Origin of the sequence: Bacillus sp. P14.5, assembly GCF_003316765.1 — a bacterium.
Classification (GTDB): Bacteria; Bacillota; Bacilli; order Bacillales; family Bacillaceae_B; genus Rossellomorea.
The window spans coordinates 281,650-306,067 of the sequence record NZ_NIJF01000060.1 but is presented as its reverse complement, the minus strand read 5'-3'; the positions used below and the strand labels follow the sequence as shown (position 1 = coordinate 306,067).

At 40.0% G+C, this 24,418-nt stretch carries 23 protein-coding genes and 1 pseudogene; 17 read left to right on the top strand and 7 right to left on the bottom strand.

From position 1 onward, the window contains the following. The first annotated feature begins 137 nt into the window (after positions 1-137). The 4 genes from B9Z54_RS09045 (at position 138) to B9Z54_RS09030 (ending at position 5,351) form a co-directional block, all read left to right on the top strand. On the top strand, positions 138-2,861 hold the full coding sequence (locus B9Z54_RS09045) for a restriction endonuclease (protein WP_162785150.1): 2,724 nt from the start codon (positions 138-140) through the stop codon (positions 2,859-2,861). 583 nt (positions 2,862-3,444) lie between these two features. Next, positions 3,445-3,885, top strand: coding sequence for a GNAT family N-acetyltransferase (locus B9Z54_RS09040; RefSeq protein WP_113928074.1), 441 nt, complete (start codon positions 3,445-3,447; stop codon positions 3,883-3,885). Between the two features lie 123 nt (positions 3,886-4,008). Continuing rightward, positions 4,009-4,815, top strand: coding sequence for an aldo/keto reductase (locus B9Z54_RS09035; RefSeq protein WP_113928073.1), 807 nt, complete (start codon positions 4,009-4,011; stop codon positions 4,813-4,815). Positions 4,816-5,093: 278 nt separating this feature from the next. Beyond that, positions 5,094-5,351 carry a hypothetical protein gene (locus B9Z54_RS09030; protein ID WP_113928072.1) on the top strand — a complete coding sequence of 86 codons (258 nt, stop codon included), beginning with the start codon at positions 5,094-5,096 and terminating at the stop codon, positions 5,349-5,351. Between the two features lie 117 nt (positions 5,352-5,468). Here B9Z54_RS09030 and B9Z54_RS09025 read toward each other — a convergent pair whose 3' ends face one another. Then, positions 5,469-5,681, bottom strand: a complete 213-nt coding sequence (locus B9Z54_RS09025; RefSeq protein ID WP_113928071.1) for a hypothetical protein — start codon at positions 5,679-5,681, stop codon at positions 5,469-5,471. 59 nt (positions 5,682-5,740) lie between these two features. Continuing rightward, positions 5,741-6,007, bottom strand: coding sequence for a helix-turn-helix domain-containing protein (locus B9Z54_RS09020; RefSeq protein ID WP_113928070.1), 267 nt, complete (start codon positions 6,005-6,007; stop codon positions 5,741-5,743). A 206-nt stretch (positions 6,008-6,213) separates the two neighbouring features. Between B9Z54_RS09020 and B9Z54_RS09015 the strand changes: the two genes are divergently transcribed. The 6 genes from B9Z54_RS09015 (at position 6,214) to B9Z54_RS08985 (ending at position 11,012) form a co-directional block, all read left to right on the top strand. Beyond that, on the top strand, positions 6,214-7,062 hold the full coding sequence (locus B9Z54_RS09015; RefSeq protein WP_113928069.1) for a GIY-YIG nuclease family protein: 849 nt from the start codon (positions 6,214-6,216) through the stop codon (positions 7,060-7,062). 1,065 nt (positions 7,063-8,127) lie between these two features. Next, on the top strand, positions 8,128-8,688 hold the full coding sequence (locus tag B9Z54_RS09005) for a hypothetical protein (RefSeq protein ID WP_162785149.1): 561 nt from the start codon (positions 8,128-8,130) through the stop codon (positions 8,686-8,688). Positions 8,689-8,908: 220 nt separating this feature from the next. Next, positions 8,909-9,130, top strand: a complete 222-nt coding sequence (locus tag B9Z54_RS09000) for a hypothetical protein (protein WP_113928066.1) — start codon at positions 8,909-8,911, stop codon at positions 9,128-9,130. Between the two features lie 63 nt (positions 9,131-9,193). Further along, on the top strand, positions 9,194-9,799 hold the full coding sequence (locus tag B9Z54_RS08995; protein WP_162785148.1) for a hypothetical protein: 606 nt from the start codon (positions 9,194-9,196) through the stop codon (positions 9,797-9,799). Between the two features lie 79 nt (positions 9,800-9,878). Further along, positions 9,879-10,196, top strand: coding sequence for a hypothetical protein (locus B9Z54_RS08990; RefSeq protein ID WP_113928064.1), 318 nt, complete (start codon positions 9,879-9,881; stop codon positions 10,194-10,196). Positions 10,197-10,466: 270 nt separating this feature from the next. Further along, the gene (locus B9Z54_RS08985; RefSeq protein ID WP_113928063.1) at positions 10,467-11,012 is read left to right on the top strand and encodes a GNAT family N-acetyltransferase; all 546 of its coding nucleotides are present in this window, start codon (positions 10,467-10,469) and stop codon (positions 11,010-11,012) included. Between the two features lie 521 nt (positions 11,013-11,533). Here the strand turns inward: B9Z54_RS08985 and lsrB are convergent. The 4 genes and pseudogenes from lsrB to lsrA form a co-directional block, all read right to left on the bottom strand. Further along, positions 11,534-12,544 (bottom strand): autoinducer 2 ABC transporter substrate-binding protein LsrB, encoded by a 1,011-nt coding sequence (gene lsrB / locus B9Z54_RS08980; RefSeq protein WP_113928140.1) that lies wholly within the window; start codon positions 12,542-12,544, stop codon positions 11,534-11,536. 37 nt (positions 12,545-12,581) lie between these two features. Next, on the bottom strand, positions 12,582-13,592 hold the full coding sequence (locus B9Z54_RS08975) for an ABC transporter permease (protein ID WP_240189852.1): 1,011 nt from the start codon (positions 13,590-13,592) through the stop codon (positions 12,582-12,584). Beyond that, positions 13,576-14,592 (bottom strand): ABC transporter permease, encoded by a 1,017-nt coding sequence (locus tag B9Z54_RS08970; protein WP_113928062.1) that lies wholly within the window; start codon positions 14,590-14,592, stop codon positions 13,576-13,578. Before B9Z54_RS08970 ends, B9Z54_RS08975 begins: the two co-directional genes overlap by 17 nt. A gap of 3 nt (positions 14,593-14,595) precedes the next feature. Next, positions 14,596-16,100 (bottom strand): annotated as a pseudogene (lsrA, locus tag B9Z54_RS08965) (autoinducer 2 ABC transporter ATP-binding protein LsrA). 253 nt (positions 16,101-16,353) lie between these two features. Between lsrA and B9Z54_RS08955 the strand changes: the two are divergent. The 4 genes from B9Z54_RS08955 to lsrF are packed head-to-tail and all read left to right on the top strand — an operon-like array spanning position 16,354 to position 20,042. Continuing rightward, entirely contained in the window at positions 16,354-17,322 is a 969-nt protein-coding gene (locus B9Z54_RS08955; protein ID WP_113928059.1) for a sugar-binding transcriptional regulator, read from the top strand. Beyond that, positions 17,300-18,868 (top strand): autoinducer-2 kinase, encoded by a 1,569-nt coding sequence (gene lsrK, locus B9Z54_RS08950; protein ID WP_113928058.1) that lies wholly within the window; start codon positions 17,300-17,302, stop codon positions 18,866-18,868. Before B9Z54_RS08955 ends, lsrK begins: the two co-directional genes overlap by 23 nt. Positions 18,869-18,882: 14 nt before the next feature. Further along, positions 18,883-19,239: a cupin domain-containing protein gene (locus tag B9Z54_RS08945; protein WP_113928057.1), complete on the top strand. Its 357-nt coding sequence runs from the start codon at positions 18,883-18,885 to the stop codon at positions 19,237-19,239. A 14-nt stretch (positions 19,240-19,253) separates the two neighbouring features. Then, on the top strand, positions 19,254-20,042 hold the full coding sequence (gene lsrF, locus B9Z54_RS08940; RefSeq protein WP_113928056.1) for a 3-hydroxy-5-phosphonooxypentane-2,4-dione thiolase: 789 nt from the start codon (positions 19,254-19,256) through the stop codon (positions 20,040-20,042). A 290-nt stretch (positions 20,043-20,332) separates the two neighbouring features. Here lsrF and B9Z54_RS25245 read toward each other — a convergent pair whose 3' ends face one another. After that, positions 20,333-21,112: a hypothetical protein gene (locus B9Z54_RS25245; protein WP_205207694.1), complete on the bottom strand. Its 780-nt coding sequence runs from the start codon at positions 21,110-21,112 to the stop codon at positions 20,333-20,335. Positions 21,113-22,046: 934 nt separating this feature from the next. Here B9Z54_RS25245 and B9Z54_RS08930 point away from each other — a divergent pair. The 3 genes from B9Z54_RS08930 to B9Z54_RS08920 all read left to right on the top strand — a co-directional run bounded on the left by B9Z54_RS08930 (position 22,047) and on the right by B9Z54_RS08920 (position 24,397). Beyond that, positions 22,047-23,318: an MFS transporter gene (locus B9Z54_RS08930; RefSeq protein WP_113928055.1), complete on the top strand. Its 1,272-nt coding sequence runs from the start codon at positions 22,047-22,049 to the stop codon at positions 23,316-23,318. Between the two features lie 114 nt (positions 23,319-23,432). Beyond that, on the top strand, positions 23,433-23,840 hold the full coding sequence (locus B9Z54_RS08925; protein WP_113928054.1) for a DUF3992 domain-containing protein: 408 nt from the start codon (positions 23,433-23,435) through the stop codon (positions 23,838-23,840). A gap of 44 nt (positions 23,841-23,884) precedes the next feature. Further along, entirely contained in the window at positions 23,885-24,397 is a 513-nt protein-coding gene (locus B9Z54_RS08920) for a hypothetical protein (RefSeq protein WP_113928053.1), read from the top strand. Positions 24,398-24,418: the final 21 nt, after the last annotated feature.

Sequence of the window (24,418 nt, the reverse complement as noted above, 5' to 3'; positions counted from 1 at the left end):
TGCTAATCTAGTGGTCTCACCATTTCCCTTTTGCCTCTTAGTGTATTTGTCTTTTTTAAATGGTATAATTTTTATATAATAAAATTTTTATCTATTTAGTATAAACAATCATTAGTCAATGATAAGGTGGTAATATGATGGGGAATCTTATTGAAATAGTAGTAACGGATAAAGCTACTAATACTCAAAAGGGTAAACTTTTAGAGCAATTGGGAAAAGAACTGTTATCCATTCTACAGTATGAAGTAGTAGATGAAGTAAGAATAACTGCAATGGAAGTAGATTTGCTAGCAAAAAATCGTGTTAACGGTGAAACAATATTTGTAGAATGTAAAGCCCATCAAAATACTTTATCCGCAGACGTGTTTACCAAATTATTAGGGAACGTATTGTTTAAAGGTGTTTCTTCAGGATGGTTATTTACAACTGGCCCATTAGGTAAAGATGCAAAAGGATTTCAAGAAGAATGGTCACATAAAGTTCCAGAAGAAAGAAGAAAGTTAAACATTTATACGTCTGATAAATTAGTAGAAATGCTAATTGATTCAGGGAAAATTTGTAATCCTCTTGGATTGGCTAAAGATTTAAAAAATACATATGCGGAAGAAAATACTTTATTAATAACTGAATTTGGAAGGTTCTGGGCGGTTAAGGTTCTACATGTTTCTGCAGGTGTACCTTTTGGTGTCATATTGTATGATGCGGAAAATTCAAAATTGATTACCGATAAGGAAGTTATTAATTCGGTTTCAAAGTTACACTCTTCATTAAGCGATTTGGAATTTATAACTAGCGAATTAAATGAGGAAAGTAAAATAATTACAGAAGAGATTACAGAAGAACTTAGCAATATTGCAACAGTGACAGGCGGAGATCAATGGGCAGATTATAGACCATCGAGACCTAAAGATTTTGTAGGAAGAGAAGATCTACTCCGTGATATGTTTAAGTTTTGTAGTGCTGTTGTAGAAAATGAGACTAGTACTCGACTTTTAGCTATCAAAGCCCCTTCTGGTTGGGGCAAGAGTTCTGCATTACTTAAACTAGTATCAAAGTCAAAGAGTAGAAGAAATAAAACTAAATACTTTGTTCATGCTGTAGATGTTCGCGCTGCAACTTCACGAAGATATGGAGAATTGTCGTTGCTATCTTGCTTTCATTCGGCAATTAACGAAGGATTTATTAGAAAGCCATTAAAAGAAGTAGTTATAAATAGTGTAACCAATCCTTTGTCGAGTGAAGGTGTGGTAGAACTTTTGCAAACCTTAAGAGAAGAGAATAAGGTGCTTGTTTTATGTTTTGATCAATTTGAAGAAATATTTTCCAAGAATGAATTGGCAGATCTATTTGAAAGCATAAGAAAGTTATCTTTAGCAATTGATTCAGCAAAAGAAAATATTGTCCTCGGGTTTGCCTGGAAAACAGATGGGACTACACCGACAGACCATCCGGCGTATTATATGTGGCAAAGCTTATCTGATAGGAGAAGAGAATTTCAACTTTCTACTTTTACACCTAAGGAAATGAATAGGGCTTTAAGTATTTTCTCAAAAGAGTTGGGACAGCCTCTAAATCCTAATTTAAAAAAGTACCTTATCGATCATTGTCAAGGGTATCCATGGTTACTAAAGAAACTGTGTATCCATGTTCATTCTCTTATTAAAAATGGGATTGAACAAAATGAAATCATGGGGAAGGGACTTGATATTGAATCTTTATTTGAAAGAGACTTAAGTGAGTTGTCTTCTTCAGAGTTAGCATGTTTGAAGAGAATTGCTACTGAATCACCTGCAGATTTCTTTAAAATTGACCAAGATTTCGGTAGTGAGACGGTACATGCCTTATTGAATAGAAGGTTGATAATACGAAAAGCACATAAGTTAATTTTATACTGGGATATCTTTAAAGATTATGTATTAACAGGTTCAGTTCCTCATATAACTATAACTTATATACCTCAAGGTAATTTAAGTAAATTCAATGATCTTTTACAGCTGTTGCTAAATGAAAGTGAAATGTCTTTATCTGACATAGCAAGAAACTTAAAGATTAGTATTAAAGCAACTGAGAATCTTGTTCGGGACATGGTTATGTTTGGAAATGTTACTAGACAAGATGAAAAAATAACCCTCTTACAGGAGACAGAAATAGAGGCAATCAATAAAGTACATTCATTTTTCAGTAGTCATATCTTATTAAAGACATTATCTGACCAATATGGAGAAGGCTTTGGAATAACATTTAAAGAATTCGAAAATACATTCATTTCTTTATACAAAGAATCTCAATTTACAGAAAAAACATTCGGTGTTTATATCAATAGGGTAATAAATTGGTTTATGGGGTTAAATATCATTAGATTTAGTCATGGGAAAGTTACCTATTTATCGGAAAAATCTCCTCTTCCAAAACAACTCTTAATTCCTAATGGTAGGATTTCGGCGAATGTGAGAATTAATCCATTTTTAGGGGCTGCTCCAGCAGAAAGAGTATTAGAATTAATAAAGCAAATTAGAAATGGAGTAAATAATGAAAAAGAATTAAAAAAGTTAGGCTTAAGGAATGCTATATCAGTGTTAAAGTCTCTGGGATTAGCAATAAAGCATGCTGACATTTTATCTTTAGTAAACGTTTATGATGATTATGAAATAGTCGTTGCTAGAAAGGTTCTTGAGACTGAAACAATACAATTAATCGAAAGGTACATCAAAGAAAATGATATAGTCCCAAATGCAAAAGAAGTAGGTACAATAGTATCTGGAATCCTAAATAAAGAATGGAAAGATGCTTCCAAGACTCGGACTGGACTATCCTTATTAAAATGGCATAAATGGGCTACGGAAACCATTAAGAAAAATTGACCAATATTCCATACGAATTTAGGATGAGGTAAACCGGTAAACCAAGAAAACTATCTCATACAATTAAGGCAGGGAGCAAATAGCTTCCTGCTTTTCGTAAAATTTCTGTCACTGTGCCCCACCGGTTAGTACTCAATTACAGGACTAATGGAATTCTTACACTTGTATTTGGAAAAGCAAGATCAGGCATACTTCTAATGGTTAATATGTTGAGTGGTAAAAAAAGATGCCAAGGGTGGTAAGATCTCTTGGCTGTATTCACCAGTCAATGCGGAGAAAAGAGCCACCCTTTGCGTAATGCAGGCCCACTATAATTAGAATAAAGGAAAGCCTCCCGTATAATAACCATGCATGCTAGCAGCATGACATTATTATAACAGGAGGCTTTATTATGATTAAAAAGAAGTCAGTCAAAGAACGATTAGCCAAAGAATTACAGACTGTTTACCATGATGGGAATTATTTGATGAATTTCACTTAAAGCAACACCTGTTAGTTCATTTTAGAAAAGTTTGCTGATATGATAAAGGTTGATTTCAAAACATTATCATGTACTTTTTAAAAGAAATAGAGGTGGAATTCAATGAGCTGGAATATAAAAAAATTCGATGAGCTAACAAATACTGAATTATATAATCTTTTAAGAGAAAGAACTATAGTTTTTGTGGTGGAACAAAATTGTCCCTACCTCGAAGTTGATGGTAAAGATCCTTCTTCATATCATCTTTTTAAAGAAGACGATGGAGAAATCATTGCGTATTTAAGGATTTTGCCAGCAGGTGTTTCTTATCAAGAAGTTTCTATAGGAAGAGTTTTTGTTAAGAAAGAATACAGGGGTCAAGGGCTTGCAGATGAACTTTTAAGTAAAGGGCTGGAGTTTATCGAGAAAGAGTTAAATGAAACCACTGTAAAAATTCAAGCACAGGATTATTTGAGAAAATTCTATGGTTCTTTTGGTTTTCAGCCTATATCTGAAACCAATTTAGAGGATAATATCCCTCACGTCGATATGCTGCTACAATAATAAGACAACTATTCATAATCAACAGGACTGGTCGTACGGATTGTTTTTTGAAAATTCGTTAATTTGATATGATGTAATTTGTAAGCAGAAAAATAAAAGTATACAGAGGGAGTGCTTAAAAATATGGAATACATAACACTTAATAATGGGTTGAAAATGCCGATTATTGGTACAGGTACAAATACGTATGGAAAAGAAAATAGGGATTATAATGGGGCGATAACAAATGACATTCCTGAACTTCTATCAGCACTTGAGCTGGGTTACCGTTCAATAGATGCAGCCATCATGTATCGAAACGAAGAACTTGTCGGAAGGGTTTTATCAGAAAGTACAGTGCCTCGTGAAGAGTTATTTATTACGACAAAAGTTCCTGCCGAAGAAGAATATATTGCTTCAAAGGAGGCAACTCGGGCAGCGATCGATAACAGTCTTAAAAACTTTCAAACAGACTATCTTGATCTGCTTCTTATTCACTTTCCTATCGAAGACAAAGGACAACTTCAAAACACATGGGAAGTCTTTGAAGAATATTACGAAGCGGGCAAACTGAAAGCAATCGGCGTTTCAAACTTTCGAAAAGAACATTTGGAAGAATTGAAAGAATTCGCTAAAGTGAAGCCAGCCGTTAATCAAATACAAATTAACCTGAAAGAACCGAACAAAGATCTCCTTGCTGTAGTAAAGGAAGAGGATATAACACCTGTAGCATGGGGACCTATGAAAGCCGAGGCACATCAGAAAGAAGTATTGAATGAAATCGGTGAAGCCTACAAAAAGTCTGGCGCCCAAGTACTACTAAAATACCAAATCCAACGTGGTGTGGTCGTTATTCCTAAATCTCACAACCGTGAAAATCAAGCAGCTAATCTAGATCTTTTCGATTTCGTGTTATCCGATGAAGATATGAAAAAAATTGAAAGCTTATAATCCTTAGTCCTTCATCCTAGTGGTATAGATATAGTATCGCTAGGATTTTGATTTTACTCCTCTGGCATAACCCTGGAGGAAGTCATTGGTTCAAGCAGAATTTGGGGAGGCTACTTTGTGGCAGTAGATGATGACCATAAATATGCATAAACTAGAGAGTGGTATAGGAGTGGAACTTTTCCAACATGGTTGAGTTAATAATTATTAAATGAAGATATTTTAAAAAGGAATTCCCCCTCATATGTCGAATTAAGTAGATAAATAGGGGAGGTGTTATTATGTTTTTCGTTAAATGTTTCAACGTAGACACCAGTGAGCAATTAGATGCAGATCTCAATTTTTCCACCCTAGAAGAAGCAGAAGATTTTATACACAGCAATGAGGAATGGGTTTTTTCAAGGTATGATTCTGATTTAAAAGCATTTCTTGACTATGTTTATGATTATCATGTACCGATGTTTTCAAAAGATGCAAAGGGTTATCACTTATACTTCAAGGTTGAGCGTTCATCTATTGAAGTGAATTTTATTGAATAGTGAGCAATAAACCATCCTGGTTACTACATAACAAAAAGGCAGAAGTTTTCTGCCTTTTTTTGATTCTATTCAAATCTACATTGCCATCAGACGCTTGGACTGTCACAGTGGTATAAATTAATTTCTTTCCGTTGTCTGATGCATAAGCAGGGTGTTCATTTCTCTCCTGGCTTCCTTCAAAACTATACTTCTATCGTATCCCCTGAATATATGGATCGTTTTTGTTTTACTCCTGATATGCACTTCCCCATATCCACCCGGTTCTTGAAAGCCAATCAAGGTATAGATGAAGACTTTTTTGTCCTGTATGTACCAAAGTTCTTTTTTCATAGAGCCTCTCCTTATGGGAAATAATTTAAGGAGGAGGGTTTCTCCTCCGATATGTAAGATTAATATAAGGGCTTTATCGGCAGAGGGTAAAATTTCTCCTTGGATTCCATCGATAAAAGGTGGGGGTCTGGCAGGTTAAGTCCAGTCGCAATTTTGGCAACTGTTACGATTCCGGGGTGAGCTTTGCCTCTTTCGATTTTACCTATGTGAGTGGGGTCTATTCCTGATGCTTCAGACAACTGGGCAATAGTCATATTCAGCCGTTGCCGGTGGCCGCGTATGTGCTTTCCTATCTGTTTTACATACTCTTTTTCTATTTCGTCCATCTCTTTATCATCCTTTTAACTCTATTATTCAAAGAGATGAAAGAGGGTTAAACTGTCTATAGGCAATAAATTGGGTATATATGGAATACCTACTGAAAAAATTTTTGAAGTAGAAAAAAGAGAGAGGATGTCTTTGAACTTCAAAAATATGCTAGTCTAAGAAAAGATTGAATTTCTATTAAAGAGAGTTAGGGAGGTACTAATACATGAACCTGGGAAAAACCATTCAAATTTACATGCCTGATGGTTCACCAACCAGCATTAAAATAGCTGAAGTAACGACTCGTATCGTTCAACTTATATTAATTCCGCGTAATAAATTGACAGAGATGAACCTTAGAGAGGAAGTAAAGAGTGTAGGGGTTTATTTTCTGTTTGGAAAGTCAGACACTGATGGAAAGCCGAGTGTGTATATTGGAGAAGCGGAAAACTGTTTCGATCGCTTAAGGCAGCACAATAGAGACGTAAATAAAGACTTTTGGAATGTTGCTGTCGTGGCCGTTTCCAAAACCAGCAGTTTTACAAAGTCTCATGTTAAATACCTGGAATCCTTTTTCTATAAAGAAGCCATGAAGATCGGTCGGTATAAATTAGTAAATGGGAATATTCCTACACAATCTTCCTTGCCTGAGCCAATGGTGGCTGACTTAATGGATAACTTTGAAACTATGAAAACCTTGTTATCTGCTTTAGGGTATCCTATCTTTGAAAAGCTGATTAGTGATGAAGCGAAGGAGATCTATTACTGTAAAGGAAAAGATGCACATGCCAAAGGTGAATATACGAACGAAGGTTTTGTGGTATTAAAAGACTCGGTATGCAATCTGGTCGAATCCGCCACCGCGGGTAATTGGATAGAAAACATGCGAAGAGAGCTAAAGGAAAACGGCGTATTGGTCGAAGAGGGGAATGTTCTAAAGTTTGTTGAGGACCACATCTTTAGTTCACCAAGTGCGGCCGCCGGTACTGTTTTGGCAAGACGAGCAAATGGGTGGACGGAGTGGAGAGATGTTGCTGGAAATACGCTGGATCAGTTGAAAAGGCAAGGGGAATAAATTAAAGATTAGGTATAGCTTAGGAACTGAATAACGGTGCCTCAATCCCAGTAAGCAGGTGTGAACTTAAATGGTGGATTCAAAAGACGATTACTTGGCAAAGAAGCGTATGCAATTATGGGGATGATACGTTTATGTAGACAATCCTATTTTTTAATAAACCTTAAAATTATAATGACTAAAACCACAAATACAATCGGTACAACCCCAATTAGAAAACTATAACCGAAAAAAATTGACGAGGTACCTGCGTCTATAGAAAAGATATGTGTATCTTCTCCCTGTGCCATTCGAGAGGTTAAATCTTCTAGGTTTAATTTTTTCCCTCGATTTACAAGCATATTGCCAAAAACGAATATTAAAAATGGATACACTAAAAGTAATAAGGAGTAAAAATAATGAATTTTTTTCAATACTAACTTATATACCAAAATAGTAGGTACAGTCAGGAGAATTACCACACTGATAGCAATAATTAGATACATTCCTAATATTAGAATAGCCCACAAAGCTAAATCACCTCAATTTCAACCTTATCATAGGATTAAAAATTAGAAATACGCAATAAATCCTTTCCGTTTCAATCACTAAATTGAGCCTTTGATGAGCTCAATTTTTTTTTGGGTCAGATAGGCTTTTTTCTATAATAACATGTCTGCAACTTTCCTAAGTGATATTGGTTCTGACCTATTAAATGATAGTAATGTGTTTTTGGGTTGATTATGTGTCCTACACAAAATAATTAAAAATTATTTGATAACAGCCCCTGAATATGTAACACCTTTAACGTGAGATTTACCATTTGTAAAAAGAATGGTACCAGAGAATATCAGTCTGCTTATGTATTACGGAGTAAACGGATACTACGCAACTGCTAGGTTAATTGATAAGTCTAAACAAAATATAATTAGCATGTAAAATGTTGACCCTTATCTTTAAGAAAAGTTTCAGAAAAACGTAGTATAATATTATTAATCGAGAATTTTACATTTATTGTTTTTTCAAATGTTGAATGTTGGGTTTTATAAAGAAGAATGTCCGGAACTTAGGAGGTATATGCAGCAAATGGAAGATGAGAAGAAAAGGACTGTAAATAACCAGAAGAACGCATTTCAAAAGTCTTGGTTTCCTATTACCATTTTTTCATCAATGCTAATATCTGGTTTAATCGGATATACTGCAAGTCAAATAGTTGGTAACAATAGTGCTGGTGACCCAGAAGAAATTTATTCTAATGAAGAGGCTAATACCACAACAGAATATATGGCATTGAAAAACCAAGTCAATGAGGCTAAAAATAATTCGCTAAAAGTGATAGATCAAGAACTGCCAAAAATAATAAGTGACTTAGAAAAATACAATGAGGATATAAATATATTAGTTAAAAATGTTGAGTGGCTAAACGATAATTTAGATCTTATAAGGGATTCCATTGGCAAAATCGAATCAGCATTTACTCTCGTTAAAGGAGTCAAAACAATTGTTGATATTCCTATTGTAGGAAACATAGGTGATAACTTAAGTACTAAAATAAGTACTAATTTAGCTTTAACAAAGATTCAACTTGATGAAATTAATAGTATATTACTTGATTTGGAGAACCTAACAGTTATAAAAAAGAAATGAGTGACTCTCATAAAAAGTTAGATACTTTATTTGAAAAATATCAAAAAGAAAAAGCATTGATCAGTTACTTCAAATTGAACAAGATCTTAACGCTAACTTAATTTTTCAAATTGATGAATTAAGAAATTCTACTATAGAAGCTCGTAAAGCCTTTGATCTATCTTCAAGTGTTTTAATTACAGTAGATAAAACTGGATCACTTTTTAATTCAATACAGGAGATGGGGAAAAATACACTAGAGGCAATTCAGTTTTGGAAAGAAAATGAAATTCAAACAGATACAAACAAAAGTTTAGAAAGAGATTTAGTTGCTTCTATGAAAAAAATTCAAGAGTTACCTGATGAATTGGCTGCGCGATCTAAGAGCAGCATTTCATCAATTAGCACTGTTCAAAGGGAACTGCAGACTATAAAGATAGCACAAATGATCATTACTGAGTGAAGGGGGAAACTTTTCTTTTACAATCAAGGCTGTATTAAACTTAAGACTTAAGGCGGGAGTTAAGTGATTTTATCCACACTAATATGCGGCTATATAGGGATAACTCTATTTATACTAGTAGCCGTATTTTTCCAAAAGCTTAACCAAAACGAGGAGTATGGGTTTCTCCATCTATTGATGGCTTTGATGTATGCCATATGGCTTCCTATTCCAATAGCAATCTATAAAATAACAGAAAATGAGTTACTGATCATCGGGTCGGTTTTTGGAATCGTTTATTTATCCATGCTGGTGATCACGATGATGATTCAGACAGGACACTTGGTCCATTCCGTGAAAGAAGGACGGAAATCAGGCTCCTGGGAAGAGCGGGATACGTGGATGTTCGCAGCATTTGGAGGTCCTTATGAGGTATTTGCGAATGTATTAAAGGGCATCTGGGCTCTGTTTTTAGCCATAGCATTCTGGCAATCTGGTGAATTTCTTATGGCCAGTCTGATGAGCCTGTTTAGTTTACTTTCAATTTATTATTTACTGCTGCTTGTCAAAACCAGCATGGTCAATCCGATTACATACCTCGCTGAGATTAAAGCGAACCCTTATTTCATTAATTTGGAGACGATTGCATTTTTTATAGTTTTGGTTGCATATATAGGAATAAATATATAAACGGGAGGAACAAGTATCCTTCCCTTTATCCTTCAAGATTATTTTATCTTGGCATCTGAATAGAAGGAGATGAATTACAATGCCAATTGAACTACTCTTTATAATAATACTCATCAGTCTTATTGTCTCTCTACTTTTCGCGTTGATTTATAGAAATAAAGAAAAGAAGGATAAAGGATTTGTATATGCCTATTACAGACTGAGTTATAGAAGAAGAATGATTCGTGCTTTATGGAATATTCCTATAGTGGTTTTATTACTCATTGGTATATCAGTTTGGGGTGAATTTAATTTCAATGAAACTCTGCTAATATCCGTTTTTTTCTTTGTTCTCTTAATCGTGGAACTCCTCTATAACTACTTGAAGTGGAAAAAGCATGAAAAGCAGGATAGATGAATGTGACATAGGGAGGGGTACCCTATTTCCACCAAGTTTTCATAATCAGGTAAGAAAAGCTTACATTCAGGTTAATAAAACTGCGAAGACCCTATAGCATGTGAATATTTTTTATGAGACCTCTTAACCGTCCAAGTATAAAAGATTAATGCAATTGAAACAGAGACATAAGCCTGAAGCGGAAACTTATTTGTTTTCATCTTTGGTATTAATTCAAAAAGAAATATTTTTGAAAAGATTAAGGTATATGTCATAAAAGGAGGTTTCAGAGTGCTTAATTCAGAGATTAGAAGGCCAAGTGGCAGGGATATAAAAGAGTTGCATCATTTTTTCAAAACTGTCATAACGGATGTATTTAATAAAGAGGGTATAGCGGATAAGGTTAAGGATATGGAAGACGAAATTGAAAGTAAGAAAGCTTATTTACAAAGTGATTTAGAAAGCAATGGTGAACAGCGATTTTTCCTCATTGCTGTAGATGGAGATAGAATCATCGGTACAATTGAATATGGTGAAGCAAGCGAACTAATAAGAAATTTGACAGATGGGTCATTAAAGGATCTTATCGAAGTGGGTACAGTTTTTGTGCATCCTGACTATCGTAGGAAGGGAGTAGCAAATTTATTATTAAATAAGATGTATTCAACCCTGCATTTAAAAGGTATAGAGGAATTTTGTTTAGATAGCGGCTATGTTAGTTCTCAAAGTATTTGGAAAAAGAAGTTTGGAGATCCACATTATTTTTTTCAGGATTATTGGGGAGAAGGGAATCACCATATGATATGGAGGCTTGAAGTTGGTGATTTGTTTAAATAATGGAGTTTAGAATAGAGCACTTAGTTAAGATGAAAAAGCTTAAAACTAAAATTTAAATATAAATTTTTGCTGTTGACAGAAATCTGCCCCTGTATCCTGTAGTTGTTTATTTTTAGCGTGGGTTGATTACAGCTGGGAAGGCTCTTGATAAGTTGATAAGGAAAGAGGAATAAAGAAAAAGAACTTCTGCCTTAGTGGCCAGAAGTCCTTTTTCGTTAGATGGGATAATGTGCTTTGTTAAGTTGAACGGTATTTTTAATCCTGAACATTTTTCAATGGTATTTTAACCTTCACCTTTTTTGCAAAGGAGGATTGGAGCGGAAGGCGAACGACCTCCTGCGGGAATAGCGGGACAGGTGAGACCCGGGTTCCGTACCCACTGGAACGGAACCTTCCTCTCGAGGAGGCTCAACGCCCGCCCCGCGGAGTCGTGCGCCTGGAGCGGAAATCCTTTACTCTTATACCGCCACGATCAAATAGAGCTTTAGAAAAGACCATCTCTTACTGGATGATCAACCACATCAAAAATCATAATCATCAATATTATCCTTCGTAAACACCACACGCTCCGGCAGCAGGATAATCCCACTGTCCTCTGCTTCATAGTCATACCCTTGAATACTATTCGGTTCGATTTTCACTTTTCCAACCTCAGGAACATCAAATTCATCGCCGACTTTAAGGTCTTTTCCTTCAACAGTCATGAGGTACGCTACATAAGCGGCAAGTGCTCCTTGTTTCTTAACATCCCATAGGCCGAATTGTTTAACGGTGTCGCGTTTAACATAGTCGCGCATGACGTTTGGTGTCGAGAAGCCGGTAACGACGACTTCACCTGCTTTTTCCAAGTTTTCTGCTGCCTGAGCCATGGCAGGGAGGGCGGTGGCGTCCGGGCAGATGACGGCGTCGATATCAGGGTATGTCTTCAGAATGCTTTCTCCGACGGTAAGGGATTTCTGTGCGTCATTTTCACCGTATTGGGTGGTGACGATTTCCCAGTTCGGGTATTTTTCGGCGATGATTTCTTTGGCTTTTGTAACCCATTGGTTCTGGTCTGTCACGGTAGGGCTGGAGTAGAAGAAGGCTACTTTTCCGGAATCGCCGATTTGGTCTGATGTCATCTGGATCAGCAGCTGTGCCAATTGATCGGGAGTTCCTTGATTGATATAGAAGGAACGGTCTTCAGGTTTAACATCAGAGTCCCAAGTCAGGATCTTGACGCCTTTTTCCTTGGCACGCTGCAAGGATTGACTCAACCCGTCTACGGATACGGAGGAGATCATCAATGCGTCATATCCTTGATTGACAAAGTTATTGATGTATTTCACCTGGCCGGATACAGATGCTTCTGACGGTCCGTCGTACTTTAAATCGACTCCGAGTGAATCGGCCATTTCTTTTGCACCCTCACCGCCGGATGTGAAGAAGCCGACACCTGTCAGTTTGGGGATGAAGGCAAGCTTCGCATCTTTCTTGCCGCTGTCACCATTTGATTTTCCACATGCCATCAAGGACCCGATAATCAGTACCATACTAAGAAGTAAAGCAAGCGGTTTGATGTGTTTCACTTTATATTCCTCCTTTTTTATGACTCACATTAGATGCATAGTGAAAAAGTTTTTTGACACTCTGCCAATCTGTGTTCCGGAACAAAACCGAGAAAATCAACATGAGACCGATAACGACGCTGGTTTGCTGGCTGGTCATGCTGGCCATTTGAAGGCCGTACTGCATGATGCCGATGATCAAGCTGGCAATAGCCGTTCCATAGATGCTGCCTTTTCCTCCGAAGATGCTTGTGCCGCCGAGCACCACTGCGGTGATGACGGGCAGGACGGCGTCCCCACCAAGGTCTGACCGTGCCGAGCTGAAGTAGGATGTGAGGATGATGCCGCTGATACCACCTCCAAGCCCCGAGAGCATATAGGTGCTCATGAGGGTCCATTTTGTCGATATGCCGCTGTATCTTGCCGCCTTTATATTAATTCCAACTAAGTAGACGTTACGTCCGTAACGCGTTAGATGGAGAAGGGCACCGAATAGAAGAATGGTCGAAATCAGAAGCCAGATTGAGTTCGGGATACCGAGCAGCTGGCCGTTTGCCAATTCCACGAAACCGTTCGGAAAGCCGCTGATCCCTTCATAGCCGGAAGCGCTTGAGCCGCCGGAAAGGACAAGGGCGATTCCTGCGAATAAAAACATTCCGCCAAGGGTTACGACAAGGGGCTGAACGTCAGTCGTGGCGACAATGATGCCATTGACAAAGCCGGCAGCCGCGGATATAAGCAGGGTCACTATCAAAGCGAGCCAGATATCCATGCCATTCATCCATAGAACACCGAGTGTGATGGAAGAGAGACCCATGATCGATCCCACTGACACATCAATTCCGCCTGTAATGATCACAAAGGTCATCGGAATCGCAGCCAGTGCGATATAAGCGAAGTCATTGATGCTGTAGAGAAGATTGCTCATATCGAGAAATCCGGGAATCATCAGTCCAAAGGAGAGCAGGATGAAGACGAAGAAGAAGGTGAGAAAGGTCTCCCAGATTAGAAAGAGCTTAAGTTTTTGTAACATCTTCAACACCTCCTTGGCGGGACTGAAGCTTCATCAGTTGATGTTCCCGCTGTTTGTACGTTTTCTCTTTCAAGTATTTTTGAAGCTTCGAATCTCCGACGACGATCAGAAGTAGGAGCAGTCCCGAGATGGCAGAGTTATAGTAGGACGGAATTTTTAAGAAGATCAGTGAGTTGTTGATGATGGTGAAGAAAACAGCGCCGATCCCGGCTCCGAACACACTTCCCAAACCACCGGAAAGGCTGACACCCCCAAGTACGGCGGCTGCGATGACTTGCAGCTCCATCCCGCTTCCCGTCTGATTGGGAACAAAGCCGATATTCATGACGAAAAACATTCCCGCGATGGACGCGGACATACCGGATATGACAAAGGCAGCAAGGGTCATTTTCCTGACCGGGATCCCAACCAGCCTGGCTCCTTCGACATTGTCGCCGACGGCATAGAAGTATTGGCCGATCTTCGTTTTCTTCAAAAGAAGATGGGTTGCCACCAAAAGAACGATTGCGATCCATACAGGGAGCGTGATTCCAACCATTTTGAGAGAGGACAGCTTTTTAAAATAATTCGGGATGTCCTCGATCCACATTCCTTCTGTATAGAGAAGCATGCTTCCTCTTACAACACCGAGCATCCCAAGGGTCATTATTATAGAAGGAATGCGGAAAAAGGAGACCCCGATGCCGTTCAGAAAGCCGATAACTCCACCAACGAAGAGGACGATCGGAACCATGAGCCAGGGAGATAAACCGGAAGTCAAGAGGGTGCCGCAGATGGCAGCGGAAAACCCCATGATCGATCCCACTGAAACATCAATATTGGAAGTAAGAAGGACGAAGGATTGACCAATGGCCATGACTATCAGAATGACACTGGCTTTGACGAGCAAGGAAAGTGAGTCACCGGCAAGAAAATCCGGATTGACCGCACCGACCAGGAGAATATACGCAACCATTAATAGAACAATGGATAATTCACGGGTTTTAAGGAATCGGATCATTTATCACACCACCTCATTTTTGGCACCGAAGGCATGGGTCGCAATGGCGTCTTTGGTGATCTCCTCATGGGACAGGACCTTCACCGTACTTCCTTGATGCATGACCAGAACCCGGTCACTGAGTTTCTCGATTTCTTCCATGTCGGAGGATATCAGGAGGACGGCGAGACCTGTGGCTCTAAGGTCTTTGATGATTCTGTAGATATCATTGCGGGCACTCGCATCAATTCCTCTCGTCGGTTCATCAAGAATCATCACTTTTGGATCGGCAGCAAGATATTTGGACAGCACGACTTTCTGCTGATTCCCACCTGATAAATCACTGAGAAGCTGTTTTTCGCTTGTGGCTCTAATTCTCAGATTTTTCAAATAAGTATGGGCCGTGCTCCTTTCCCTGCCGAATGGAAGCAAGAAGCCTTTCCAGCGGTGAAGGAGTGTGGAAGATATATTGCTTTGAATGGAGGTAATGGAAAAGACTCCGTGAAGCTTTCGGTCTTCGGGAACATACACCAACCCTTTATGGATTCGCTGCTTCACCGATAAAGGATTCATATTTTCATTGCAGAAGGAAATGGTGCCTGACGTGACTTTGGTGAGTCCGAAGATGGCTTCTGCCAATTCGGTCCGGCCGGCTCCGACCACTCCGGCGATTCCAAGTATTTCACCTTTTTTCAACTGGAATGAAATATCATGAAATCGGCTGCCGGATAAATTTTCAACCGAGAGGACCGTTTGGGCGTCCACATTCTCTGCAGAAAACTCCATCGCTGGATTCTCCAGGTTCTGGTTTTTCGTATTGGCAGGAATCAATCCCTGAAGCAGTGAGTCGTACGTAAAGGCTGCGGTCGGTCCTTGAACTGACACCAGTCCATCACGCAGGATAGAGACCGTATTGGAAAGCATGAAGATCTCCGGAAAGCGGTGGGTGATATAGAAAACGCCAAGTCCTTCACTGGTAAGTGTTTTGATTGCTTTGAATAGAGAATCGATTTCTCCAAAGGTCAATGTGGAAGTGGGTTCATCGAGAATCAATATTTTCGCTTCACGTGTTAATCCTCGCAGAATTTCAACAAGCTGCTGCTCCGCAATGGAAAGGGATGCGGCACTTCTTTGAAGATCGATTCTCCAGTGAAGCTGACTGATGGTTTCCTCAATTTTTTTATCAAAGCCTTTTTTTTCCCTGGCACTCCAATCAGGATGTTTTCCTGGACGGTCATGTTCGGGAAAATGAGCGGTTCTTGCGGGACAAGATATATTCCGTGTGTATGGGCATCTGCCGGAGAGGAGAAGGAAACTTCTTTTCCTGAAACCTCGAGTGTGCCTTCATCGAGCTTATATAACCCTGTTATGATCTTCATTAAAGTGGATTTCCCTGCTCCATTGCCTCCTACGAGCGCGTGAACTTCTCCCTCATGTAAATTCAGTGATATTCCCTTTAATACCGAGTTTCCGGAAAAAGATTTATGAATGTTGACGGCACGGAAAAGAGGAGCGGCCGTTTCTTTCACTGTAATCTCACCACCTGTAGTTAATAGTAAACGCTTACATTTGAACAAAAAGAACCGTTCTGAAATTATGTTCAATCCTTTTTAGGCGCTTTTTACTTATTTACACAGTTGGTTTCGAATTTATTACAAGTACTTTCATCAGGAAGACACTTTTTCTTTTTGGGGTTCTGAAATTTCCAAGGGCTCCATATACTCTGCGTAAGACTGAACAAAAAATTTTCGAACGAACATTTGTACAGAGGGTGAGAGATCAATGACAGAAGATGTGTATGCCGAAAATATGATGATCCGGGTTGCCTGGTATTACTACAAAGACAACCTGACGCAGAATGAAATTGCCAATCTATTGGATATATCAAGAGCAAGGGTGGTCCGTCTTCTGGAAAAAGCAAGAGGCGAAGGTATCGTACAGTTTCATATAAAAGGACATGACAGGAATTGTCTTGAGATCGAAGAGGAGTTCAAGAGTGTTTTTGCCGTAAAGGATGCCTTCATTATTCCCACTCCCCATAAAGAGAAAGAAATCAGCAGCTCTTTATCGAGGGCGGCATCACAATATTTACAGAACAAGCTGCAGGAAAATGACATCATCGGCCTGGGATGGGGAAGGGCCATCAGCAAGACTGTTGATTTTCTTTCCATGGAACCGAGCCGGAATATCTCCGTCGTGACCCTGACAGGAGGAGTCAACTACTACTTGCAAAGCCGGCGGTCACAGGATGGAGGGATGGAGAACTTTCAAGAAATCCATGTCATCCCGGCTCCGTTCCTGGCTTCATCAGAGGAAATGGCCGACAGCTTTCTCCTGGAACCTTCCATTAAAGACATTCTTGATCTTGCCAATCTCTCAAAATTCAATGTAGTCGGTATCGGCGGCGTCTACCCGGATGCCACCATCATTCAGGAAGAAAAGATGACCGTGAATGAGCTGACCTACATTAAGCAGCAGCAGGCAGTCGGTGATATCCTGGGACAATTTTACGACAAAAACGGGGCGGTGCTAGATCTGCCTCATCATAAAAGGCTGATCGGAACTCCTCTATCCAGGTTAAAAGAATCGCAAAATGTCATTGCTGTCGCAGGGGGACGGAAGAAGGTAGAAGCTATTTACGGTGCGTTAAAAGGAGAGTATGTGCACGTCTTGATTACAGATGAGGAGACGGCCAGATCTTTATTGGAAATGGAGGTTAGGATAAAAAGTGGATTACATTCTCGCATTTGATGCAGGAACCGGAAGTCTTCGTGCTGTTTTGTTCGATTCTGAAGGAAATCAGATTGGCTGCTCGCAGGAGGAGTGGATACACCTTTCTGATGAAAGATATCCAGGCTCAATGGGATTTGACTATGAAGCGAACTGGTCCTTACTTGTAGGCTGTGTCCGGAACTTGCTGAAGGAGACTGGCGTAGATCCGAAGAGGATTAAAGGGATCAGTGCCACAAGCATGAGAGAGGGAATCGTCCTCTATGATAGTAATGGCAAGGAAGTGTGGGCGTGTGCGAACGTCGATTCCAGGGCTTCAGAAGAAGTTTCTTATTTAAAAGAGAACCATGAGGAGCTGGAAGCAAAGCTGTATGAATTATCTGGACAGACGTTTGCCCTCGGTGCCATTCCAAGAATTCTTTGGCTGAAAAATCACCTTCCTGAGGTGTACGAGAGGGTATCCGCCATTACCATGCTGAATGACTGGATTCTCTATAAATTATCCGGCACGCTCCAGGTCGATCCTTCCAATGGATGTACAACAGGAATCTTTGACTTGAATAAAAGAGATTGGGCATCAGGCTATTTAAAGGAATGCGGTTTGAAGGATTCGATTTTTACTCCTGTGAACGAGGCAGGAACCGTGATTGGCGAAGTGGGAGCTGAAATTGCCGGTCTCACCGGGCTTGCGCAAGGAACGAAGGTCGTGGCCGGCGGCGGAGATGCCCAAATGGCTTCGGTCGGGGCAGGAGCCATCGGTGACGGTCAAACGGTGGTGTCAGGAGGTTCTTTCTGGCAGCAGGAAGTGAACACGAAAAGGCCTTTCATTGATAAAGAAGGGAGAATCCGGGTGAACTGCCATGCCGTTCAGGACTTATGGCAGATTGAAACCATCGCCTTTTTTCCAGGTCTCGTTATGAGGTGGTTCCGGGATGCTTTTTGTCAGGAAGAGGTAGCGAACGGAAAGATCTGCGGCCGCGATCCTTATGAATTACTGGAAGAGGCCGCGAAGGATGTTCCTGTCGGTTCGAATGGCATCATCCCGATTTTCTCAGATACTATGAATTACTCCTCTTGGAGGCATGCGGCGCCTTCCTTCATTAATTTGACTCTGGACCCCAATGTGACAGGGAAGAAGGAAATGTTCCGATCGCTGCAGGAAAATGCCGCCCTTATTACTCTTGGAAACTTAAAATTGATAGAAGAAGTGACTAACTTTTATCCAGAAGAGGTGATATTCGTAGGCGGAGCTTCAAAAGGGAAGCTGTGGAGCCAGACGCTTGCAGATGTACTGGGCGTCAGGGTGAAAGTACCTGTCGTCAAAGAATCAGCCGCCCTTGGAACAGCACTGTATGCAGGGGTGGGGGCTGGCATTTACTCGACCATTGAAGAAGGTGCCGAGAAGGTCGTGAAATTGGACCGGATTCACGAACCTGTGAAATCCAACCACTTTACCTATCTGGAAATCTATGAAAAGTGGAGAATTGTATACGAACGGCAGCTTAGGCTCGCAGATGAAGGGGCGACCACTCACATGTGGAAAGCGCCAGGATTTCAACCAGATTGAAAGGAGGTGAAAAGATGAAGAAAGTGAACGAGTCAGATTTTGAATACCGATTCGGAGACAATGGCCCGAAGTACTTAACAAAAGGCCCCAATGTTGATATCGGTGTTGTTGTACTGAAGCCAGGTCAGGACTTTCCCAATCATTATCACACAACCTGCGAAGAAATCTTTTACATCCTGGAAGGTGAAATCGATTTTTATATAAATAACAGCCGTGTCCCGGCAAAGCCCGGTGATATGATTCAATGCAGGCCTCATGATTCCCACTATCTTATCAATACATCCAATCATAACTTCAAGGCCGTCTTCGTCAAGTCACCCCATATCGGGGAGAACGATTCGATCGTCATAGATAAACCAACAATCAATTAAAGGAGTGTTTGCTTATGAGCTGGGGTTTTCAAAACCGTTTGAATAAAATTTTACCGAACAAAAGGGCTGTCATGCTCGCCATCGATCATGGCTATTTCCTTGGACCTGTCCATGGACTTGAGAAACCGGGAGAAACCGTCAAGGACCTGCTTCCATACACAGACTCCCTATACTTAACAAGAGGCACGCTTGCTGCCTGTATCCCGGAAGATACGGAAACACCGATGGTCCTGCGGGTATCAGGTGGGCCGACTGTTTTAAAAGACCTTTCCAACGAAACAATTGTGACTTCTGTAAAAGAAGCACTGCGCCACAATGTCATTGGAGTCGGGGTGTCCGTATTCATCGGTTCGGAAAATGAAACGAAAACGGTAAACAATCTAGCGCAGACCGTAACGGATGCACATGATTACGGCCTGCCCGTCCTCGGGATTACGGCTGTAGGAAAGGAACTCGAAAAGAGAGATGCCAGATACTTAGCGCTTGCATCCAGAGTACTGGCAGAAATGGGAACGGATATCGTAAAAACTTATTACTGTGAAGACTTCGAGCAGGTGACAAGCAAGTGCCCGGTTCCGATCGTCATCGCGGGCGGGCCAAAATTCGATACGATCCAGGAAGCTCTAGACATTACCTATAACGCGATGGCTCAGGGAGCGGCAGGCGTTGATATGGGACGCAATATCTGGCAGTCGGACCACCCATTAGCCATGATGAAGGCCATTCATTCGATTGTGCATGAGAATTACTCGGTGAAGGAAGCGGTTGAGGTTTTTGAGGATTGTGCTGAGGTGAAGGCTTAAGGAATGGAGAATCCCCTTATTCTGTTGGATAGGGGGATTTTGTGCTTCGAATAAATGGATAAAGTGGATATAAATTGGTGCTTATCAAACGGGCAATGTCAATTGAATATCTCAGAAGGATAAGAGCTGCCACTTATTTCTTTAACTGAAGACTATTTTGTTTTTTGTTTAAGTTTTTAATATTCAAGGTGAATGAAAAAAGTCCTTTTCTTTTTTAGACCTTCACCCAAAAGAGCCAGATAAGCAGTGATATTTTCCGCTTACGTGGCTCTTTTTTTTAGAACAGCTACCTAAACAATCCGTGTGACCACAAGTGATGGATTGATGTACTGAACGGTAGGGGGAGCTGAAACAGCTTTGATCGATACCGTGTCTCCCTCATTCAGCAATATCTGAATGTTTTTTGAAATATTGTCAATCTCCAAGGGCTCATCTGTTCTGAAGAACATCCGGCTGTTGATTTCTTCCTCTTCATTAATATAGATACTGAACACTGAATCTTCAGGATTTGGAAATAACGATCTGGCACCGAAGCTCACTGCGATTGTGTAAACGCCAGAATGGCCGATTTCTATTTCATTATTGATTGTATTAGGTGTCATTCCAGAGTATGGTCCAATTTTGCTGAAAATCAACTTTTCTCCTGCTGAGACAGATAATGAATATTCCGGGGAGCCATATAGGGATCCATACGCAAGGGCATCCGTTATGCTGGTTTGGATACTTTCAAGTTCATCTGATACTAGACGGTAAGAGGCGATGATTTGTCCACCTGCATTCTTTCCCCAAAAAGAAATTCGGGTATTTTCTGCTGCTGCACCTTCTATAGTAAAGGTAAACAGATATCCATTGAAGTTTGCATAATAATCCTTGGTAAAAACCTGATTAGGAGAGAGAGTAATGGTCTCTAACACATACTGTGTCCTCGAGCCATTCAAGTAATATCCCTGAACCAGAACGGTAGAAGAATTTACTGGATTCTCATTAATGAATTTGGCGGTCACTTGTTGGGTGGGTCTCACTCCACTGGAAAGGCGATTTTCAATCGGTCCGGTTGATAATTTTCCCATTTAGATATGATTCCTCCTTTTACTGTATGGTAATATGTCTACATATTCCTATCATATGCGCAGATCTTCACAGAGGATTGGACAGACATCCCCCCTTAGAAGGGTCAGGAGAGGTTACCTATACTTTCTAAACAATGTAAAGGAAGTACTAGTTGAATATTTTCTAAGAGGTAGAGGGACAGTTGCATCTTCCTTCCTTTTTTACCAAATATCAAATTATTGTCATAATATCTTAGAAAGAGAATGTAAGTAGAGAGAAATAATTCGATTACATTTAGAAACAAGTTCGCTTTTCAGTGAAAAAACTAAAGCCTGATTTCTCAATTTTCACACTGAGGAATCAGGCTTTTAAATTTTATATTGTATGGGACTCTATTCTATAAAATTGTTGCTTGTGATAAAAAATTTTATTATAGAATCAATTAAAGTTGAAGCAGATTACAGTCAATCTTTTGTTGTAATCTTTATAAGGTCCTCAAACGTTTTCTCTTTTCATTCTTTTCTGGTCCATGATTTGCTTTCAACAGTATAAGGTGATTTTCTAGATGACTTCCTGCGAACTTCTTATTGCATAATATAATGTGCTTCGAAAATATAAAACTTTTTGAAAAAGGGGCGATCGACCTGTCAGAGATCATTGAAAAAAGGTGAAGTAAGTATCATAGCCAAAACTTCTGTGTTATAAAGCTTTTAAGCAACCGACATTTTTGTTGCTTTATTTTTATATAATACGCTAACTGCATTATAAATATAATAATAATGCATTTCACTAATTAATCGAAGCCCTTTAAAATGAAATTAGGCGAGTACTTCCTTTATTACTATCAGAATCACTAACTGAAAGAACACAAGCAATGAGTTAAACAATATCTTATTTTTATTACTAAAACGCTAATCTACTTAACTTACCGCAGTGGAGAGGAGGGGAGATAACATGTCCAATGAAGCGTTGAAGAAAAGTTATACTGAATCACCTGATGCAAAGAGAAGATTATATAAGCGGACGTTAATTATCGTAAGTATATCTCAACTATTTGGAGGGGCAGGACTGGCCGCGGGGATTACTGTCGGAGCACTTCTTGCAAAGCAAATGTTGGGGACAGAAGCCTATGCAGGATTGCCTGCAGCTCTATTTACTCTTGGATCAGCTGCTGCAGCATATATCGTAGGCAGGCTTTCTCAGCGATATGGCCGGCGCACCGGTTTAACCACTGGTTTCATTACAGGGGGCATAGGAGCAATTGGCGTAGTGATTGCGGCTATAGTTAACAGTGTGTTGCTTTTATTATTATCCTTGCTCATTTATGGAGCAGGAACAGCAACAAATTTGCAGACACGTTATGCAGGAACAGATTTAGCCAAGAAAAACCAGCGAGCTACGGCTGTAAGTATTGCAATGGTTTCAACGACTTTCGGTGCATTTGCCGGCCCGAATTTAGTGGGTGTAATGGGAGACTTTGCTGATTCTTTAGGAATTCCCGCCTTGGCTGGACCTTTTATTTTGTCAGCGGCGGCATTCATTATCGCTGGTATGGTCATATTTATCTTTCTCCGTCCCGATCCCTTTTTATTACTGAAATCAATGACTCCGCTTGAAGCCAGAAGTTATCTGGCAGCTGATGATGAATCTTTAATAACCCACCGAGAAGAGAAACGGAATAAAAGAGGCATTACCGTTGGTGCTGTTGTTATGATTCTTACACAAATGGTCATGATAGCTATTATGACGATGACACCTGTTCATATGGAACATCATGGCCATGGTCTGGGTGCAATAGGTTTTGTCATTGGTGTTCATATTGGTTCCATGTATCTTCCTTCACTCATTACTGGGATTCTGGTTGATAAAGCAGGTAGGACTCCTATGGCAATTGCGTCCGGTGCAACCCTTCTATTGTCGGGTGTGCTGGCTGCCGTTGCACCTGGGGATTCAATGGTTTTCATGCTTATTGCTTTGTCTTTATTAGGGATTGGCTGGAACTTTGGATTGATTAGCGGTACAGCTAAAATTGTTGATTCAACAGATCCATCAACCAGGGCGAAAACTCAAGGAACAATAGATGTATTTATTGCTTTAGCTGGAGCCTCTGGTGGTGCTTTGTCCGGAATGGTAGTAGCAAACTCAAGCTTTTCTATGTTGTCTTTGGCTGGAGGACTTTTATCTCTTATACTGATTCCGGTAGTAATATGGTCTCGTCTGAAATGACTGCAAAGGGACCTGTCCCTTGAAAAAACTTTTAAATTAAGGAGTTTGTCCAATCACCTACCATTTTTTAACATAGTATGAAAATGTAATATAAATTCTTAAGAGGTGATACTTGTGGGTAATTGCAGTGCTTGTTGTCCTGATCAAACTGTTATTGGTGATATAGTCAACGATAGTTTTTGTGGTAACTTTGCTATTCCGTGTAATAGTGATAATGTTGATGTTAATACTCTTTGGAGATTAGGGGATGGGTTTTTCGATGCTGGAGCTCAAACGGCTGCCACAGTAAGTGTTTATTATGATTCAGGTTGTGATAGAGCAGTAACAATAAATGTAAGGAAAAGAAATAACACGGTGGAGTCTTTTACTGTATATCCATCAAATACTCGTTCACTTACCGTTCTTAATCCTGTTGATGTTACGATTCAATGTAGAGCCGATGGTGGAGTTCAAAATGTATGCCGTGGTAAATATTGTATCGATCTTCATTATGATGTTCTTGAACCTCAAGACTTCGGTTGATTTGATATACCCGCCTCTTCTTTATTTAATAAGGAGGTCATGTAATGGAGCATTCTAATACAGGGTGCTGTTGTCCAGATCAGGATCGTAAAGCGTATATCTGTGACTGCTGTGTTGGCCCCATGGAAAATGTGCTGCGGCAGCTGGTGGGAAGAACAGTCAGTATAGGTACAATCGATAATACTAACGGACAATACAATAATGCTGTCATTAATAGTGTAAATGATTTCATTGTTACGTTCAGACAAGGAAGCGCTGTAATTGCGCTTCCTATCTGTCTCGTCGTTGGTGTACAAGCACCTGAAGTGCAAACTGCAACTTTGATGCCAGCTCCGGTCGGTGGACGCGGAGGAGAATGTGACTGCTGCGAAAGGCCGGTCCGGGAGTTTTTTGACGAGATTACGGAAGCGGATGTTGATGTTTTGGGACCGGCCTTTAATAATTTGCAAAATACGATTATTTTGGAGACAGGAGAAGGAATTATCAAAGTTAGAGATAATAATCGTTTTATAGCACTCTCCTTATGTAAGGTTTCTGAGATAAAGAATTTTTCATAGAAGAGAACAAGGCAGGACCAG